General features: G+C 43.0%; 19 protein-coding genes. 7 read left to right on the top strand and 12 right to left on the bottom strand.

The annotated features are described in order from the left end of the window. The first annotated feature begins 173 nt into the window (after positions 1-173). The gene (locus tag OCV52_RS07115; RefSeq protein WP_137407755.1) at positions 174-1,280 is read left to right on the top strand and encodes a M20/M25/M40 family metallo-hydrolase; all 1,107 of its coding nucleotides are present in this window, start codon (positions 174-176) and stop codon (positions 1,278-1,280) included. Positions 1,281-1,385: 105 nt separating this feature from the next. Here the strand turns inward: OCV52_RS07115 and OCV52_RS07110 are convergent, their stop codons facing one another. Both OCV52_RS07110 and OCV52_RS07105 read right to left on the bottom strand, forming a co-directional pair. Continuing rightward, a complete protein-coding gene (locus OCV52_RS07110) occupies positions 1,386-1,808 on the bottom strand; it encodes a DUF3859 domain-containing protein (protein WP_137407754.1) in 423 nt (140 codons plus the stop codon). Between the two features lie 78 nt (positions 1,809-1,886). After that, positions 1,887-2,255: an AAA family ATPase gene (locus tag OCV52_RS07105; protein WP_004739680.1), complete on the bottom strand. Its 369-nt coding sequence runs from the start codon at positions 2,253-2,255 to the stop codon at positions 1,887-1,889. Positions 2,256-2,519: 264 nt separating this feature from the next. Between OCV52_RS07105 and metA the strand changes: the two genes are divergently transcribed. Both metA and pilW read left to right on the top strand, forming a co-directional pair. Continuing rightward, entirely contained in the window at positions 2,520-3,461 is a 942-nt protein-coding gene (gene metA / locus OCV52_RS07100; RefSeq protein WP_061031457.1) for a homoserine O-acetyltransferase MetA, read from the top strand. A gap of 181 nt (positions 3,462-3,642) precedes the next feature. Then, complete coding sequence (pilW, locus tag OCV52_RS07095; protein ID WP_137407753.1) at positions 3,643-4,383, top strand: type IV pilus biogenesis/stability protein PilW; 741 nt, start codon at positions 3,643-3,645, stop codon at positions 4,381-4,383. Between the two features lie 93 nt (positions 4,384-4,476). Here the strand turns inward: pilW and rlmF are convergent, their stop codons facing one another. Next, on the bottom strand, positions 4,477-5,721 hold the full coding sequence (gene rlmF / locus OCV52_RS07090) for a 23S rRNA (adenine(1618)-N(6))-methyltransferase RlmF (protein WP_137407752.1): 1,245 nt from the start codon (positions 5,719-5,721) through the stop codon (positions 4,477-4,479). 4 nt (positions 5,722-5,725) lie between these two features. Further along, complete coding sequence (locus OCV52_RS07085) at positions 5,726-6,223, bottom strand: M48 metallopeptidase family protein (protein ID WP_061031460.1); 498 nt, start codon at positions 6,221-6,223, stop codon at positions 5,726-5,728. 153 nt (positions 6,224-6,376) lie between these two features. On the opposite strand from OCV52_RS07085, the gene OCV52_RS07080 reads away from it, so the two are divergent. Beyond that, positions 6,377-6,613: a glutaredoxin family protein gene (locus OCV52_RS07080; RefSeq protein WP_004741645.1), complete on the top strand. Its 237-nt coding sequence runs from the start codon at positions 6,377-6,379 to the stop codon at positions 6,611-6,613. Positions 6,614-7,294: 681 nt separating this feature from the next. On the opposite strand, the gene OCV52_RS07075 is transcribed toward OCV52_RS07080, so the two are convergent. Next, positions 7,295-8,167 (bottom strand): LysR family transcriptional regulator, encoded by an 873-nt coding sequence (locus tag OCV52_RS07075; protein ID WP_137407751.1) that lies wholly within the window; start codon positions 8,165-8,167, stop codon positions 7,295-7,297. Between the two features lie 111 nt (positions 8,168-8,278). On the opposite strand from OCV52_RS07075, the gene OCV52_RS07070 reads away from it, so the two are divergent. Next, positions 8,279-9,478, top strand: coding sequence for an MFS transporter (locus OCV52_RS07070; RefSeq protein WP_137407750.1), 1,200 nt, complete (start codon positions 8,279-8,281; stop codon positions 9,476-9,478). A gap of 85 nt (positions 9,479-9,563) precedes the next feature. After that, positions 9,564-10,130: a DUF1415 domain-containing protein gene (locus OCV52_RS07065; RefSeq protein WP_004741642.1), complete on the top strand. Its 567-nt coding sequence runs from the start codon at positions 9,564-9,566 to the stop codon at positions 10,128-10,130. Between the two features lie 17 nt (positions 10,131-10,147). Here the strand turns inward: OCV52_RS07065 and OCV52_RS07060 are convergent, their stop codons facing one another. Next, positions 10,148-11,215, bottom strand: a complete 1,068-nt coding sequence (locus OCV52_RS07060; protein ID WP_137407749.1) for a sensor domain-containing diguanylate cyclase — start codon at positions 11,213-11,215, stop codon at positions 10,148-10,150. Positions 11,216-11,427: 212 nt separating this feature from the next. On the opposite strand from OCV52_RS07060, the gene OCV52_RS07055 reads away from it, so the two are divergent. Further along, positions 11,428-12,003 carry a nucleoside triphosphate pyrophosphohydrolase family protein gene (locus OCV52_RS07055; protein ID WP_008217561.1) on the top strand — a complete coding sequence of 192 codons (576 nt, stop codon included), beginning with the start codon at positions 11,428-11,430 and terminating at the stop codon, positions 12,001-12,003. A gap of 100 nt (positions 12,004-12,103) precedes the next feature. On the opposite strand, the gene OCV52_RS07050 is transcribed toward OCV52_RS07055, so the two are convergent. The 6 genes from OCV52_RS07050 to btuC form a co-directional block, all read right to left on the bottom strand. Further along, the gene (locus OCV52_RS07050; protein WP_004741639.1) at positions 12,104-12,592 is read right to left on the bottom strand and encodes a GNAT family N-acetyltransferase; all 489 of its coding nucleotides are present in this window, start codon (positions 12,590-12,592) and stop codon (positions 12,104-12,106) included. Between the two features lie 294 nt (positions 12,593-12,886). After that, entirely contained in the window at positions 12,887-13,066 is a 180-nt protein-coding gene (locus tag OCV52_RS07045; protein ID WP_137407748.1) for a hypothetical protein, read from the bottom strand. A 240-nt stretch (positions 13,067-13,306) separates the two neighbouring features. Next, complete coding sequence (locus OCV52_RS07040; RefSeq protein ID WP_137407769.1) at positions 13,307-14,779, bottom strand: lytic polysaccharide monooxygenase; 1,473 nt, start codon at positions 14,777-14,779, stop codon at positions 13,307-13,309. A 520-nt stretch (positions 14,780-15,299) separates the two neighbouring features. Beyond that, positions 15,300-17,111 (bottom strand): hypothetical protein, encoded by a 1,812-nt coding sequence (locus OCV52_RS07035; RefSeq protein ID WP_137407747.1) that lies wholly within the window; start codon positions 17,109-17,111, stop codon positions 15,300-15,302. 400 nt (positions 17,112-17,511) lie between these two features. After that, positions 17,512-18,270 (bottom strand): vitamin B12 ABC transporter ATP-binding protein BtuD, encoded by a 759-nt coding sequence (gene btuD / locus OCV52_RS07030; RefSeq protein ID WP_102425734.1) that lies wholly within the window; start codon positions 18,268-18,270, stop codon positions 17,512-17,514. Then, positions 18,257-19,252 (bottom strand): vitamin B12 ABC transporter permease BtuC, encoded by a 996-nt coding sequence (gene btuC, locus OCV52_RS07025; RefSeq protein ID WP_137407746.1) that lies wholly within the window; start codon positions 19,250-19,252, stop codon positions 18,257-18,259. Before btuC ends, btuD begins: the two co-directional genes overlap by 14 nt. Positions 19,253-19,319 lie beyond the last annotated feature (67 nt).

Below are 19,319 nucleotides of genomic sequence, written 5' to 3'. Positions count from 1 at the left end.
TAAAATGTTGTCAACTTATAGAACTGGATCTTGTTTTTCTCATAATCTGGAATATTCAGGCGGTTTTCTTGATTTAACTCAGGCAATCATCCTACAAAGAGGCGTTATAGTGATTTTCCTGTTCCTACCTCCGTAGTTTTTTATAGCTAGCGGACACATAATGAGAATTAACAATGACCCAAATTAATGAACAACGTCTAGTCGACCATTTCTGCGATCTTGTGAAAATCGATAGTGAATCTCGCAACGAAAAAGTAATTGCTGAAGCGCTGGCTGAGCAGTTAGGCGAACTAGGTTTTGACGTACATAAACTGGCGGTTCCTGAAGAAGTATCGAATGGCTTCAACATCTACGCGCGTTTAGACGGCACGCTACGGGGTAGCACAGTATTCAGCTGCCACATGGACACAGTAACCCCAGGTATCGGCATTGAGCCAATCATCGAAGATGGCATCATCCGTTCAAAGGGCAACACTATCCTAGGTGGTGACGACAAGTCTGGCATTGCGGCTATCATGGAAGCCGTTCGCTGCATTCAAGCTGAAGGTCAAGCACACAAGACCATTGAAATTGCATTCACCGTATTCGAAGAAGGCGGTCTATTCGGGTCTTTGAACTTCGATATGTCTTACATTCAATCTGAGCATGCTATCGTTCTAGATACAGGCGGCCCTATCGGCACAATCGTAAACGCTGCTCCAGGCCAACAAAAGATCGTTGCAACTATCAAAGGTCGCCCTGCTCACGCTGGGCTAGCACCAGAAGAAGGCATCAGTGCAATTCAAGTAGCAGCAGACGCTATTACTAAAATGAACCTACTTCGTATTGATGAAGAAACAACTGCGAACGTGGGTATTGTTGAAGGCGGTCAAGCGACTAACATCGTTATGCCAGAACTAAAAGTGGTTGCGGAAGCTCGCTCACTAAATGGCGACAAGCTAACAGCGCAAGTTGAACATATGATTTCAACGTTTGAAGAGAGCGCAAAGCAATTCGGTGCTGAAGTAGAAATCGAATCAACTCGTGCTTACGATGCATTCGTTATTGCAGACGATAACCCGCACATTCTTTCTATCAAATCGGCGTTCGAGAAGCTTGGCGTTACTGCAAACACCAAGCGCACCGGCGGCGGCAGTGATGCAAATAACTTCAATGCGAAAGGTCTAACAACCGTTAACCTATCTACAGGTATGGCGAAAGTGCACACCACTGAAGAGTACATAGCAGTGAAAGACATGGTTGCTATCACTGAGTTTGTTGTGGCTTACGTAACGCAATAATCTTACTTCTAAGCTAGATAAAGAATGTCACCTAGCTAATGTCAAAAAGCCGAGTTCTATAAGACTCGGCTTTTTTATTGTTCAAATTTGTCTAGAAGTTCGAGGCTAGAACCCCCTGCGCTTCCAGAACTGGCCTTGATCTTTTGCTACTAGGTCGAATGTCTTATCTGCGATGATGTTGCCTTTAAGTTCGACCGTCATGCGCCATTTACCGATCTTGTTTGAGACTGGTGCCCAAATGGTGTCGCCTAGGTAGAAATCCCAATCGTTATTGCCGACGTACTCTTCACCATCGAACGGCTCAAGCACTTCGCCTTTGTCGGTTGTGATATCCGGGTGATAAATGCAGTAACGGATCTTTTCACCTTTGGCTTTTTTGATATTCAAGATATAGCCAAATTCAACGTCGATTTCAGCGTCAACAGTGGTGGTAAACTCTTGGATTTTTGGTAGGTCTTTAGATTTAGAATCCCACGTGGAGTAAATACCGTAAGAAGTCATCTCTACGACAACAGAACGTTTTGCCATTTCAATCGTTACCTTGGAATTGCTTTGTTAGTTTAATATGAGGGTTTACCCACTCTATGGAGCGGCATGAATGTAGAGCTACTCTTGCCAATCTCTCGCCATGCGCTTAATCACCGATGGTTCAATATCGTGAATAGTGCCGTAGTTTTCTCGGCAAACTTCAATCACTAAATCCGCCTTGTATTTGAGAGCAAGTTGACGATAAGCCTTCATTTCCCAGTGTTTAATGAAGGTATTCGATACGACGACGTCCTTCCCTTGCTTTAGACCATTTTCAGCGGTGTTCTGGCACCACTCATGGGCCTGTTGTAACTGTTTAGGATCAAAGCAGTACTCACCTTGTTCGTTGACAAAATACATATCGGCTTCGACATGCAAGGCGTCATAAGTTTTTGCTTTTGTTGACTTACCCGAACCTGGCAGCCCTCGAATGAGTATTAACTTCATTGATACATTACGGCTTAAATCAAAAACATGAGTTTATCGTAAATAGTACTCTGTTGCTCTGATTACTACCGATATCCGTACTCAATCACTCTTCTACACGTCTTTGCATTGTTGAGCAGAGACAATAACCACAAGACGACTAAGTGCTCTCTTGATAAAAACACAAATAATTTACAACTATCCATTTTGTATATCGACAAGCGCATCAAACTATTATAGATTTAGAAGTATAGACGTCTACATATCTAGCTTAGGGAGAAAGCTGTGCCTATTCGCATTCCAGACCAATTGCCAGCGAGCGATGTTCTTCGTGAAGAAAACATCTTTGTTATGCCGCTATCAAGAGCATCGACACAGGAAATCCGTCCACTTCGAGTCTTGATCCTCAACCTAATGCCGAAGAAGATTGAAACCGAGACTCAATTCTTACGCCTACTATCCAATAGCCCGTTGCAAGTGGATGTTGAGCTGCTTCGAATCGATGATCGTCCAAGTAAAAATACACCGACCGAGCACTTGGATAACTTTTACCGTCAATTTGAGATGGTCAAAAACCGTAACTTTGATGGACTGATCATCACTGGTGCGCCACTGGGCTTGGTTCAGTTTGAAGATGTTATCTACTGGGACCACCTAAAAACCATCATGGAGTGGGCTAACAAGCATGTTACCTCGACTCTCTATGTGTGCTGGGCTGCTCAAGCGGGCTTGAAACTGCTGTATGACTTACCGAAGCGTACTCGTAAAGAGAAGCTTTCGGGCGTTTACAACCACGAGATTCACAACCCTTACCACCCTATTCTGCGTGGTTTTGATGACACCTTCTTAGCGCCACACTCTCGCTATGCGGATTTCTCACCAGAGTATCTAGCAGAGCATACCGACCTTGATGTGCTTGCAACTTCAGATGTCGCTGGTGTGTATCTAGCATCAACCAAAGACAAGCGAAACGTGTTTGTGACTGGTCACCCTGAATACGATGCACACACGCTTCACAATGAATACATCCGTGATTTAGGTGAAGGCATGGAGCCAGTCATCCCTATCAACTACTACCCGAACAATAACCCAGACAACAAACCGGTCGCAAGCTGGCGCAGCCACGGTCACTTACTGTTCTCAAATTGGCTAAACTACTGCGTTTACCAACAAACGCCTTACGATTTGGATCACTTCAGCGAAGAGAACTTCACCAAAGACGATTAGCTATTCGCTATTTAGTCAGTAAAAGAAAGCTGCGTACAATAAGCTGTTGATTCCTTTAACGATGAAAACAAGCCAGTTGTACGCAGTTTTTTTATGGAGAGTGGGTCGCATTCCACCATAGATTTACCACCTTATGTTTACCAATTTCATATGATTGTCTGGTGTTCATAAGGAGCTTCACATGCCTGCCAAGTCGTTGTTTTCAAATCCCCTATTCTCAGCTCTGATTGCTTCTATCTCATTGTCTGGCTGTGTCTCTGTAACAGAAGGACCACCGAAAATAGAAAGCGATCCTATTGCTATGTCAGAATCTCGCATTGAATTAGGTTTGGGATACATGGGCCAAGGCAACATGGTAAGGGCTCGTGAAAATCTAGAACTTGCTATCAAACACGCACCGAGTTATTACCGTGCTCGGCTCTCTATGGCCCATTACTATGAACAAGTGGGTGAAGTCGATGAAGCGAGTTCTGCATATCGAAAAGCGTTAAGCCTAGACTCAAGAAACGGTAACGTGCTCAATAACTACGGGACGTTTTTGTGTAAGCAAGGCGAGTATAAACAAGCCGATAAGTACTTTAATCGCGCCATTGACCAGCCCTATTACTACTTAGTATCCGCCAGTTATGAGAATGCGGGGTTTTGTGCTTTTAAGGCAGGTAATACAGAACAAGCCAAGTATTACTTCACGCGCGCCATTGACCATGATCCGAACCGAGTAAAGTCGATATTACAGCTATCTAAAATTGAAGTGAGTGAAGCCGATTATAATGACGCTAGGCTTCGTCTGTTTAAGTTCCACCAGCGGTATGGCTATCAAATTCCATCGCTTCAAATTTTAGTCGATCTCGAAAAGAAAGCCGGAAACCATGCGCTTGAGAAGAAGTACCAAAGTAAGTTGGATGAATTGCTCTCTGCTTAACCAAATCTAATAAAAACGGGCTTGTTGATTGAACAACAAGCCCGTTTTTATTTAATAGAATTCACGATACTTTCTAGTTTAACGTGTGAACCCTTATTTAAGCGCGATCCATTCTTGTCTTTGCTCGTCGTCCATAAAAGTCCATGCTACAAAGCGACTCACTTTCTGGCCTTGAGACATCTCTACGACTTTCACTTGTTTCGCTTTAAGCTTACCAAGTTCAGAACGAAGCATATCAACGTTGTCTTTCTTCGAAATTAGCGTCGTGAACCACAGCACTTGAGTCGCAAACAATTGGCTCTCTCTTGCCATTTTCATGATGAATGCTGCTTCACCACCTGGGCACCATAACTCCGCTTTTTGACCGCCAAAGTTTAAAATTGGCTTATTTTGCTTGGCTTTTTTCGTTTCAGGTTTGAACGTTTGACCCGCTTTCTTAGCTCGGTTTGCCGCTAAGTTGTCTAGTTTACGCTGTGTGCCCTTTTCTGCTTCCTCTAGAGAGCTGTGGAATGGAGGGTTACAAATAGTGACATCGTAACGTTCGTTATCTTTGATTACGCCCTTAAAGATAGATTCAGAGTCAGCTTGCAAACGTGCTTTGATCTTACCCTTTAAATTAACGTTACTTTCAGCAATGAAATTCGCGGCTTTCACCGACACTGGGTCAACATCACTACCCGTGCAACGCCATTTGTATTCTGTGGCGCCAATAATTGGGTAGATACAGTTCGCACCAACACCGATGTCTAGCGCTTTCACTGATTGATGATTATAAGGTTTGCCCTGGCCATCGCTATTAAGAATGTCTGCCACTCTGTGAATGTAATCCGCTCGACCAGGAATAGGTGGGCACAAGTATCCAGCAGGAATATCCCAGTGCTTAACACCATAATGATGCGCCAATAACGCTTTGTTGAGTAGTTTAACCGCCAATGGATCAGAGAAATTGATCGTGTCTTCGCCTACTGGATTCTTAATTAAGCGCGCTTTTAGTTCTGGCAAAGCCGCGACCAATAGCTCGAAGTCGTAGCGCCCTGTGTGCTGGTTTCTTGGGTGCAAACCCGCTGCTGGCTTTACGGTATTCTTATTGCGTTGTGAACCACCGGTGCGCTTCGAGCCAGAAGGCTTTTGAGAGCCGCTCGATCTTTTGGGTGCGTTCTTATTAGAAGTGTCTTTTTTAAAAGGAGCTTTGCCCTTCCCGCCTTTGTTGTTTGGTTTACCAGAAGCTCGCTTAGCTTTGTTCTGTCCAGCCACTTTTGAATCCGTACTGTTACGGTTTTTATCAGAAGCACTGTTTTTTGACAGACTTAACGTGGTTCTATTTTGTGATTGGCTCATTGGGCTACTTCTTTAAATCTAAATAAATCATGAATAAACGGGCATCTAACTCAAGTTGATGATATTCCGGTTCCATGTGACAGCATAGTTGGTAAAAGGCTTTGTCGTGGTCTTTCTCTTTAATGTGCGCCAGTTCGTGCACCACCAACATTCTCAACAAAGGCTCAGGAGCATTACGAAAAACACTGGCGATACGAATCTCATTCTTCGATTTGATCTTGCCACCGTGGTTTTTGGCGACATATGAGTGCAAACCTAGTGCATTATTGATTAGGTGAATCTTGCCATCATAAATGACTTTACTGATGGGTGGCGTTTTCTTCATATAGCGATTTTTAATCTCAATCGCATAATCAAACAGGGCTTTCTCGCTTTTTATTTCGTGATTCTTTGGGTAGCGAGCTTCAAACCATGGCACCAATTTACCTGACTCAACAAGCTGAGTGACAGGATCGATAATGTGCTTTGGATAGCCTTGGATATAGCGTAATGAAGGATGCATGCAGTAAGACCGTACAAGTTACGTCACATCAAAATGTTATGACGTCGAAAATTGAGCCGCATAGTGTAACTGATCACACTTTTCTAATCACCTAGGATTCGTTACACTTTAACAAGATTCATCAAGAGCTAGACTCAGCAAGAGAATGTAAAAATGAAACGTGTTGTATTGTACGTCGCAGACAAATGCCCGCACTGTAAAGATGCCCAAAGATATTTGGACTCTAAGAAGATTGTTTACCGCCTAACAAATGCCAAGATGCAACGTGGCCGCAAAGAATTACAAGCGATGGGGGCTCGTTCTATCCCGGTTCTTAAAATCGGTGACCAAATCATGGTCGGATGGAACCAAAAGAACTTCGACAAGATGTATAACTCAAAAAACACTTAACGCTATGTAAGTTGTTATACCTCTTTACAACAAAGCCCGAATATCTCACCAAAGATATTCGGGCTTTGTGTTATCAGTATAGGAAACCAAGGTCTACCTTCCCTTTTCGCCACTATCCTTTTACCTTCAGAACACCACTACAAGACGCGCACCTGTATTTCTCTTTTATACCGAGAACTTTGTCAACTGATGTTCTACGAACTCTAATGAGCCTTCGTTCTTTACACTTACATTTCATGGAGCTAGGGTTGCCTAATTGATTAATTTAAAGGCAACTAATATCTACCAATCACTGCTTGTTAACCATATTGTAGGGCACACATTTTTCACAGCATAATATAATCGACGAATTAATTTTCAAACGGGCTCATTACTCTCATCTCAATACCTAGCCCTTTATTTTAATGACAGTATCGCACTTGCTGCATTTATATCGCCCCTTGATTCCTAACACTCGGTCGAGCAACGTTCTACGAATTCGTATTAACGTTTGCTCCTTACATCCACATTTCATAGCCCCTCACTAACTACTCAAAAAGTACTAGTATTATTTAACGGGCATGCATACCAAGTAAATTAGAAACTGTTAATATCCGCGCCACGCATAGTGATATGCGTCGCATAAAGCCATGAAAAATGTGACATTAGTCCCAAGTATTTGCGGAGTTAATATGTTACTAATCACACATATTGTTTAACGAAATCGATAAAGGTTCTGTCAGCCTTAGACAAATAGCCCTCTTTTCGCCATGCCAAAGATAGATTAAGTTTTACAGGGTCTTTAAATGGCACTCCAACCACGTCGTCCTCATACTCTGTTACCAAGCTAAGCAATGCGGTAATAGCGAACTCGCGCTTTACAATAGAAAGAATCATTGGCAACAAATTAGTCTCGAATGCGATCGTCATATCTAAATCGTATTTTTTGCAGGTCGCGTCGATGAAATCACGATGGAAATAGCCTGACTTAAACATGATCAACTCTTGCTCAAAAAACTCTTCAAAGGTAATGGATGACTGTGACGCCAATGGGTGCTCTTTACCGATAACAGCTAACATTTCAGAACTGAGTAAGTGGTCAGTTTCTAGGTCATCCGGTACATTTTCATGATTGATAACACCGATATCGAGTTCGCCGTTTAATAACATTTCACGAATCGAAGCCGTGCCCGCATCGATCAACGTCAGCTTGAGATTTGGGTATTGGCTTTTAAATGCCATAACGACTTGTGGAAAGAAGTAGCTTCCCATCATACTTGGCGCTCCCAAACGTACCTCCCCTTTCTCCAAGCCTTTTAATTCATTCATCGCCAGCTCTGCATCATCAAACTGTTGGGTGATTCGCTTGGCATGCTCAAACAGTACCTTTCCTTCCTCCGTCAAAGTGACCGATTTATCTCCGCGTCGGAACAAAATCAAATCAAGTGTTTGCTCGAGTTTTTTAATGGATATGCTCAAGGCAGGTTGAGCGATATGTAAGGCTTTGGCCGCTTGGGTAAAATTCCCAAACTGTGCAACCGCGAGAAAATGGCGAAGTGGTTTTGATTCAAGCATATCGATATATTAAATATATAGAGGTGATATTTTTAATATATTTCTTTAATCCACCTTGTACTGATAACTTGTTCACAAACAGCTTAATTATTCCGCATAGGCACAAGATAAATGTTCGACAAAGGCAGTACTCAATACAAACGGATCACTCAATCATTGGCGATTGGTTCATTTATCATTTTCTGCAACCTTTACGTATTTCAACCTATTTTGCCGCACATGGCTGAACACTTCCAAGTGTCGGAAACCCAAATTAACTGGCTATTTGCCGCAACCACGCTTGGGTTATCGATTAGCTTAGTACCGTGGGCTATCGCTTCAGAGTCATTTGGTCGAAAGCCTATCATCCTATTTAGCCTTTTTGCGATTCCAGTAATTGGTTTAGGCATGGCATTCACCACCACGCTGTTACAACTCGTTATTGCTAGAGCATGCATGGGAATTGCGGTCGCAGCTTTTGCTGGTGTCGCTGTCGCCTATATGGTCGAAGAGTTAACACCCAAAGCCTTTGCTGTCGCGATTGGTGGCTATATTGCTGCCAACTCATTGGGAGGGATCTTTGGCCGTGTGTTAGGCGGCTTGCTTACAGACTATTTCGATTGGCACGCTACCGTGCTGATCTTTGTTGTGGGCTCACTATTAGGCGCTTTATTTATTGCCTATCGACTACCAGACCAGCAAAACTTCAAGCCGCAAAAAGGGCTGTTCTTTCATCATAATCGCTCAGTTGTGATGCATTTAAGAAACCGTACCTTATGGCTTGCTATGTTGATTGGTGGAGCCAACTTCGCTCTGTTCGTGAACCTGTATTCAGTAATGGGCTTTAGATTAGTATCCGAGCCTCACTCAGTCCCTGTTGGCTTAGCATCACTGATCTTTCTCTGCTACCTAGCGGGTACCGTCAGCTCGAAGCTGTCTAATAAATGGACGCTACGTTTCGACCCGTTAAACGGAATTCTGTTAGGTGTGTGTATAAGCTTGCTAGGAATGCTGGTATCTGCGGTTGATGAGATTCCTTTCATGCTTGCAGGGTTATTGCTGATAAGTGGCGGGGCTTTCTTCTCGCATACCCTAGCCTACTCTTGGGTCAGTCAAAAAGCGCCAAGCGCCAAAGCGACGGCAACAGCACTCTACCTTGTGCACTACTATATTGGTGGCAGTTTGGGCGGGTTCTTACTCTTATACTGCTGGCAGTTATTTGGTTGGAATGGCGTGATTGCAGGAGGCTCAGTCTTCTATGTCGCGATATTTGCTTGGGTCTATCAGTTGAAACAACTTCAAGTATCGACATCTAAACTCGCTGAAGCGTAGAAACAACGGCATTTTCAAGACAATTAGTGCTTTTGATTAACAACCGTTCTGATATCCTACGCAAAATTTCATTTCGGAACCTGTTATGTCGAACACTCAAAACACTGATCTTCAAACCATCCATGACCAAGTAAAGCAATGGTTAGACGATGTTGTTATTGGCCTAAACCTGTGCCCATTTGCAGCAAAGCCACAACGTAATAAGCAGATTAAGATCTTTGTGAGTGAGGCAGAAACCGAAGAGGCATTGCTAGAAGACATCATGACTCAATTTGTTGAGTTGGATAACACACCAGTCGCTGAGCTAGAAACGACTCTGGTGGTTGTTCCTAACATGCTGCAAGATTTCTTCGACTACAACATGTTCATCGATTGGGTAGAGGCTTTGATAAAGCAGCAAGATTGGGAAGGCGTTTACCAAGTGGCGACCTTCCATCCTGATTACTGCTTTGGCGGTGCGGATCCTGAAGACGATGAAAACCTGACGAACCGCTCTCCATATCCGGTTTACCATTTGATTCGTGAAGCGAGCATGGAAAAGGTGTTGAAGCATTACCCTAACCCTGAAGCGATTCCAGATACCAACATCGCTCGAGTTGAATCGTTAACGCCAGAAGAGCGTCGCAAACTATTCCCGTACCTGTTTAGTTAAGCTCTCAGCTTTCAAGATTAAGCATCTAAATATTGGTAATATGGACGAGACACGAACTGATCTCGTCCATTTTTTTTTGCAACATACAAACACTCATCGGCCACTTTAATTAATGAGTCTAACGCCGACATTCGTTCATTCCTTGTTTCACCAGAACTTAATTCGAAATGGCAAGCACCAATAGAGATAGTAATAGGCTTTCGATCTAGAGTAATCTTCTTCACTTCCTCAAGCAGCGTCGCAAGCTTATCCTCAACCGTGTTGACCGGCGTACTCGGGTACCAAATCACAAACTCTTCGCCACCAAAGCGAGCAACAAACTCTCCTTCTTGAGCATTACTACTCAACACATTGGCCACTTTCTTCAGGACAACATCACCCATTTGGTGACCATAGCCGTCGTTTACTGACTTAAAGAAATCAATATCAACCACCGCTAACGTTCCTTTGCCTAAAGAACCCTTAAGTTGCTTTACTTCTGCGTTTAACGTTTTAAATAAAAAGCGTCTGTTGGGTAAATGCGTCAGTGGGTCATAAAGCGCCTGATACTCGAGTCTTTCGTTTAACTCTTGTAGTTTTCTCTCTTGCTGCCTGCGAACAAGCTCTACTTCAATCCATGAGGCCATCAGCTTCATCACATCGATATCAAACTCTTTAAACTCGCGGTAGTAAGGGTTACCACTCGAAAAGTTAAGCGTGCCGTAAAGTTCATCATCGACAAAGATAGGAATACCGATATAAGACTCTAAGCCGAAGGATTGATAAGCAGGGTGTCGCGCGTAAGTATTATTCTCACCACAGTGCTCTATGCAGATAGGTCCACTCGAGCTGCATGTGATCTCGCAATAAGTTGAGCGGTAATCGAACATATCACCACTTTTCAGGTCAACGCCTTCAGGTGTGACACAGTGCTCCACAAGGTAAGTATTACCCTCTACCTTAGACAATATACCGATATCCAAATCAAAACGCTCAAGCCCCATTGTGAGCAACTGAGCAATCTGAACATTGAAGCCCTTTCGATAGTCATTAGTAATTTGATACAAGCGGCGTATAACAATTTCGCTTTCACTAGCTTGGTGCATAACGATATCCCACTGCTGCCTAAGTTAGCGACAACATTAATATTTCTAATATAAACAAGAGTAAAAAGTAGAAAATCATAATAATCAATTGATTTGTGTGCAAAATACCTCAATGGTCCAATGAATAAAAGTCGAGTTCTTCGACTTTGCGTTAGCACCCTATTCTTACCTTTGTTAAAATGACCCATTAACGAAACAGAATGGATAGGAATATGAACCTTTCTCAACTAAACCAAGAAATCTACGATCACCTTTACCGCGACATTGAAGAGTTCCGCAGTACTTTTGATCTGCCTGTTGCAGCTCCTGAAACAATGGATGAAAAAGGCGATACGCTACATACCTCTCTAGCGATCGAAGAGCTGACTGAATTGGCAGAAGCTGACTCTAAAATCGAACAAGCGGACGCTATTGTAGACAGCGTTTATGTTTTGATGGGACGTTTGGTTCACCTTGGTCAATCTAAAGTAGAAGACAACCTAGCGATCAGCTACCTGATCGATCTTCTGTTGAACGTTGCTAAAAACCGCTCAATCGACTTCTTACCTTGCTGGGATGAAGTACACTCAAGCAACATGAGTAAAGTATGTCGTAACGAGACAGAATACGCAGAGACTGAAGCTTTCTATGCTGAACAGAACATCAAGCTAATGGCGGTTCAAAAAGGTGAATACATCATCGCTAAATGTGCGGAAGATTTCGTATCTGAAGGTAAAACAGTTCGCCAAGGTAAAGTTCTGAAATCAGTGCATTACCGCCCGGCAAACCTTGAGCCACTAACGGCTTAAGTGCATCAAATATTGGCTTTTAAGTAAGCAGCTAACTGAAATAGCAAACGCCACGTTATAACAACGTGGCGTTTTATTACCTATTAATCGAACCTAGACGTTATACCAGTCGCGCCATATGGTAAGCCGCCACATATTCGCCATTTCTGAAGGCAAACCCTGCTGACTCCCCTTCAATCACGAAGCCAAACTTCTTATATAGGCTGATCGCTCGTTCGTTATCGGTATAGACGGTGAGTTCCAGTCGTTTGATGTTAATCCAGTTGTCACATAAGTCGATTGCCGTTGCGAGTAATTGGCTACCTACACCTCTGCCTAACACATCGTCTTTAACACCCATACCAAAAGAAGCGACATGACGCCTTCTTGGATTTACACACACTTCTAAACCTAGGTTGCCAACAATTTCTCCGTCCAATAACGCGACATAAGAGTACACATTATCTGGAACATTTGAGATTCGTTTTTGCCAAGTTTCCAGAGATGGATTTGGGAGTTGCAGCGTACAGGTATAAGCATTAGTGCATTCGTAAACTTCTTTTATTCCCTTTGCATCTGACGGTTCAGAGCGTCTCACTACAATACTCATCGCAACTCCTACTGTTATTATTCTTTGCTAAATCTGAAGTACACTTTTTTATGTGCACCTAGACACACTATCAAATAGTGAATATTTAACAATAGGTCAGATGAAATTGTTTCAAATTATATAATTACCAAGTGGAAGGGAAATAGTATTTGGACGAAGGCGTGTTAACAGTATGGTTTTATTTGTAGTGGCTAACGGAAGAGTTGCCGATGGAGAGAGTAAGGAATAGGTTATTATATTGATGTGATATGGACACAAAGATATGTGCCCATATTGTTAAACTAGCTCTCTTGATTAGTCACGCTCACATTGAACTTGGAGCACTTTAAGGTCGGTTGCATTTAGCTTCTCGGCTAGTGCTGCGCCTTCTTCATTACATTGCTCAAGAGTCGTAAATTGAGTATTAATTTCCATTTCAGCCGTACTTGGTGCGCCACCCATCATTAAGCTAAGAATCAGTGTTAGTTCGTACATTATTAGTCCTCTTTCGAATTAATAAGCATCCATTCAAATAAGATAAAGTGACTCGTGTTTTTCCTATGCACTTGTCGCGTTTGAAATAATTCTAATCAATCCTTCCAACTGAGTTTTACCATTTCGTGCCACGAGGCGATAAACACCTTGAACAAAAAATGACGCTACATCTCTGTAGCGCCATTTATACGATAATAAACTCAGCCCAAATGGAATCATCAGGGGAACAGTTAACAGGCCTTAGTTAGCTGGACGCCAAACGCCCCACTTGTCGTTTTCGTAAGTTGCCTTAGGGTTTTCACCACCCTGAATCCACCACTGCGCTTTCCAGGACTGGTTAGAGTAAGTCACAACTTCACCACCAAGGTAAACCTTAGATGAATCCCATGTGCCCGGGGTTGGTGTAGGGTCTGGGTCTGGAGTCGGATCTGGATCCGGCGTTGGATCTGGGTCTGGTGTCACACCACCATCTTCAGCAATCACTTCGAATGTGAAGGTTTCAACACTCTCACTTTCAATAGAGCTAGCAACGAAAGATAACGTTTCGTTCGCAGTGATCGCTGTAGTATCAATCACAATTGAAGCCGTACCATTGTTTTGGATGCTTACTGTAGAACCTTGTGTTTGCGTAAGGTTAGCGGCTTCACTGGTTGCAATCACAACTTTGTCACCCGCATTCACTACATTGTCACTCTTAACAAGTTCGTAGATATCGCCTTTCAACGGTTCAACACCGCCATCACCACCGTCAATCAACGTCAATTGACCTGAAGCACGGCTATCTTTTGAGTTAAAGAAATTACGAGACGGATCGTTTTGGAAGTACATGTAGTGCTGCATTTCAGCATGCCAGTCACCGATGAAGATCGCACCGTCTTTGAACTCTTCATGCCAACCGTTAATTTCAGAAGCTAGCAGACGAGCCCAATCGTTCACATTGCTCGCATCAATCACAATGTCGAAGCTACGTGCAATTTCACCATACTTGTTGATGATGTCGTACTTAACTGTATCGCCAATTTCTGGTGTACCGAACTGATCAGACACAAACAGGTCGCCACGTACTAGATCTGGTTGCGGAGTAGGATCTGGCGGAGGAGTTGTACCACCAGTAATGGTGATGTCTGAACAGTTGTAGAAGCCTTCACCTGCCGAATCATTACGCTGCCAGCGCACAAATAAAATTGCATCACCAGAGCGGTCCGAAGGAATGGTTACATTGATGCGGTATTTACCACCATTTACAGGGACATTGCCCTCTTCTTGGATAAGATCTAAGTCACCCCACGCTAGGCCTTTGCTCAAGTCTGCATTTGGTTTGGTTAGGTAAAACTCCCAAAATGAAGGGTTGTGTGGTGCCGTCGCGTTGAATACATATTCAAACGTACCAGTGCTTAGCTCGGTACGAGTCCAACCCGTGTGAGGTGCGCCCATACCGCGCTTTTGCGAATCATTGGCGTAACATAACGTGCCGTCAGGAATCGCTGCTTTTACAGCATTGATGTTGTTGAAATCCTGAATATTTTTTGCATATTCGTTACGCTGAACAAACGGATATGAGCCAGAAATCTCTTTAGCTTGAGCACATGCTGCGTTTGGTGGTGTCCCCGACCAAATGCCACCTTGCTCGTAACAGGTATTCTGACGTGCACTTGGAAATTCAGACCAACCATGAGCATTTACCACTGACGGCACACTCGATAGCAAAGCCATACCTACTGCTGCTTTAAGAAAATTATGATTTATTGTTGTCACTTTCCCACTCTCTATTATTTTACCCTAAACAATGCCAATGACTGCTAGTCAATCAGGATTGTAGTTCAAGGATTTATAGTTTTCGTTTAAAGAACAACGAAAAATATATACGTCAATTTTATCAATAACAGTGAGTTTTATATCGATAGGAATCGGAATCACACAACTCAAACAAAAGCGTTGTAGATAGATGATGTTGCTTCTAATTATTGGATTTCAGTATTCTGTCTTGATTGTAGAAACAATATTCAAAGTGAAGAAAAAAGCGGCTTAATGAGTAAGCCGCTTTGGGGTTCTCATAGTCAAAAAAGAATTAAATCAGCTAGATGAATGAGATCTTAGTCCAACTTTTTCCATTGCTGTCTCACTAAATTTGTAAAGTCGACATGGTCAAGGTGCTGGGCGTTAGAATTGATAGGCCATAAGAAGCACAATACTTATACTTCATCACCCCGTTAATTAAATTATCTAATTGGAACTAGAGTAACGCTACGATACCAGCAACCTCCAAAGCTTCCATTGCTGCTGCAGAAAACTCTTCTGCAGTCATCCCTGCTTGGTAGGAACTATGAATGGCAGTAGTTGCAGCCTGACTTACGTCTTCTACAACTGAACTCCAACCAACACCTGCGAGGCTTGTTGAGTTGTAGATGAACGGCAGACTATCAACGATAGACTGTTCAAAACCGCTGGCAACCGCAAACCTCGCAACAAATTCGCCTACTCCCATAAGACCAGCATCGCCAGCTTCAAACTCACTAGCACTGTGAAGAATAATTACAGATTCATGTTCAGCCGCAACAGCATTTGCTTCATCAGTACCAACAATGACACTAATACTACTCACATGCTGACTGATCCCTGGGATAGCGTCTTCTTCCATCAATAAGTACGAATCTAACTGCCTAACAAAACTTGCAGCAGCCTCTTGAGAGTCAAACTTGATGACAGTTTGTTCTTCTATAGGCGCGATATCTGAAACCGTTTTTGTGATGTATGTCGCGCTCTCATCAAATGGGAGCTGATTGGCTGGCAAACCAGTGTGGAGTTCTTTAAATCCCATATCAGTCATAAAGTTAAGATCGGACTCTGAAATCTGATTCTCAAAATATTCAGCGCCATACTCTCGAGTAGGGAAGGTTAAATAATTTTCTAAAGCTTGCTTACCACCATTTCCTTGCAGGATCTCATACATATCATCGAAAGACGCATTTAGTTTCATAGCGTCAGTACCAGGACCAACTGTAGTTGCAGAATATCCAAGAGCTTGGAATACATCTTGAAAAACACCTTTGCGAGCCAGATAAACTGTCGTCCCAGCAAGCGCAGCAACGCTAACGCCAGCAGTGGCGATAACCGCAACCTTACCTGGCTGAAGGCCTTTATCTGCTGTCACATCATCATAAACCATTATGTTAGAGAGCATTGTTGGTGATGTCTGCTGACCACTGTTCGTTCTAGCAAGATTTGTAAAACTTAAGATAGTTTGTTCTTGCGTCGCTACAAACTGCAGTTCAACCTTTTCCCAATGATTTCGGCCGTTTTCGTTGTTATCCCACGGTGCATCTACAACCCCATAAACGCCCCCAGACCAAAACTCTTCTTGAATTAAAGGGTGCGCTTTAGTGATTAGCGTATCCTCCCCCCCAATGGACACAAGTGTATTTAGTGGTTGATATGTATATGAGAGTCCGGGATGCTTAACAAATTCACCAGTGATGTCAAAAGAAAGCGTATAGCGCTGCCCAGGTACGGTTTGAAGTATCGTTTTAATTGTTGCTTGACTATTAGGTTTGCCGACAACAAGTGTAAAACCACCCGAAGGTGCCATTGCACTATCCAGGTGTGCCAATTGTCCAAATGGCTCGATCGGACTTACACAGTTAGAGTCAAGTACTTCCAAACACCACTCTTCAACTTTCCCGTCCAATATAGCGAACCTTGGGTTCAACACTAACTGATGCTTTAAATAATATTGTATTGATTCAGCCACCTCTTGTTTTACTGCATCACGGTTAACACGGTTTTCATCATATAAAGGATTATTCTTATCAATAATTTCAATTTGATTTAAGTAAGACTTAGATAAAGTATCTAACTTATTTCTAGGACCATTATTTAACACGAAGTTGAAAGTTAATTCAGATTCTCTAGAAAGCTGGCTATTGGCTTTAAACTTATGTTCATGTGAACTGTTGAGTGTAGGAAAGGTATTGTGATCAGCAAATGCAGAATACTGGACAATGGCACATGATATGCCCAGTGCTAGCTTCCTTATAGTAATACTCATATGTTTTCTCAGTATTTGATAGATTGGATTGATTACAGTGCAAACACAAATTAAAAGTATTTATGCTAATAAGAGTTGTTTTTAACGAATAAATCATCACAAAAAAACAACTCAAACACCCAGAGGCATACAAAGAGCATATGCAACGCAAACATCACACGAAAAAATCAATATAGCGAGGTAATAATTTTATTTTATGATAAAACAACTGTCACCTTGATTTTTTATGGAGCCAAATAGCTTTGAAGTAAAACACTTGTTATCAAATACAGACTGTTGTTAACATTAAGATTTCGAGAAGTAATATATAAAAGAGAATAAGATTGGGTAAAAATCGGCGATAAACCCTTACGCGGAAATAAAACTTAGGGTTTTATTTTTCAGTTGACTGTCCCTTGGTTTATTGAAACAGCAATACCATAATTCCATCAAGAGCCACACTCTTCACTTGAGTGTTGAATACAGACTCAAGTTGTTCTGGAGTCAGTACTTCCCCCGCAGTACCACAAGCTTGTAAAACGCCTTTGTCGAGCAGTAGCACTTGGTCGGCGTGTCTTAGGGTGCGGTTAAGGTCGTGGTTTGCCATGATTATGGCGATGCCCTTTTGCGCCACTCTTTCAATGAGCTTATAGAGTAACGCCTCTTGCGCAATGTCTAACGGTGCCGCCGGTTCATCTAAGATCAGTAACTTCGCATATGGGTTAAGTGTTGGCCAAACTTGTAGGCACATGCCCGCCAATCGAACCCGCTGCCACTCACCACCTGACAAAGCTTGAATTGAGCGATGAAGCTTATCCGCAATGTCGAGCATCTGGGTTATCTCTTCCAAGGCTGCATTGATTTCAGTTTCAAGCCCTTGTGACGAGCTTGGTAGTGATAATGCCAGATATTGGAACACTTCTAAGTTGAAAGCCGGTCTTGCACTCTGACACAAGTACGCACGTTGCAATGATAAGTCCTGTAACGATAAGTCAGATAGGTCTTTCTCATCGATCTTGATATCACCTTTGTAGCTGTCACCTATGCCTGAAATGGCCTCCAGCAAAGTACTCTTGCCACTGCCATTAGGCCCAATAACATGAGTTACTTGGCCCGGCTTGAGCTCAAATGATAATGGTAATAAACGAGCGCCGACGCTCAGGCTCTTAATTTGAATCATGATTTTTAATTAACATCCAAATGAAGATAGGCGCACCGATACTTGTGGTCATCACACCCAAAGGTAATTCTGCAGAATCAAGTAAAGTTCGTGCGCAAATATCAGCAAACACCAGCAGCGCAGCCCCAGCGACGGCAGACAAAGGCAGTAGATATTTATTATCGGTACCAATAGCTAAACGCAGTAAGTGTGGCACAACCAAACCAACAAAGCTGATTACACCGCCCAACGCCACCGCACAGCCAACCAAAATGGATACTGCGAAGATTAAGCGCCAACGTAACTTAGGCACATTCACGCCAAGTTGCGCCGCATGGGTTTCACCGATCATCAGTTTGTCGAGCTTACTGCCTTGCAGACACAACCAGATAATCACAGGAATCATCACTAATGTCAGCGAGTGTTGATACCAAGTCACGCCGCCTAAGCTACCCATTAGCCAGTACATCAAGAGACGAAGGCTCATGTCATCACTGAAATAGAATGCCCATGTCACCATAGCACCAGAAAGAATACCTAATGCGACACCTACCAGCAGCAGCTTGGTCGTGGTAAGCCGCATTGCCTTTACCATACTCACCAAAATCACTGTGAAACAGAGTGACCCTAATACCGCCGCGACCATGAAGAGTTCTGGAGTCGGCGCAAACGGCAAGAAGAACAACACAATCACCATGGCGAGGCTTGCACCACCAGAAATGCCGAGCACACCCGGCTCTGCTAATACATTGCCTAACAAGACTTGTAAGCTTGCGCCAGATACAGCTAGCCCTGCCCCGATGGCAATCGCCGCCAATAATCGAGGTAAGCGTAAATCAATCAGTAGTTTTTGTTCTAATGTGGACAAGGTGCCCAGAGGGGAAATGAAGAGATCGCCAACCATTAGGTAAATAGCACTCAGCGCGATAAGCAGTGCTGCCATCAGATAAATGGCTCGCATCCATTTACGCTGTTTTTGGTGAAGAAGTTGTTGGAAATCCATATCAAGCTACTTTGAAATTGTTCGCGTAACCTTACCTGTATCCCCAAATAAACTCAAGGTTCACACC

The organism is Vibrio chagasii, assembly GCF_024347355.1.
GTDB lineage: Bacteria > Pseudomonadota > Gammaproteobacteria > Enterobacterales > Vibrionaceae > Vibrio > Vibrio chagasii.
The sequence above is the reverse complement of the archived record's forward strand: the minus strand, read 5'-3'. Positions and strand labels throughout refer to the sequence as shown.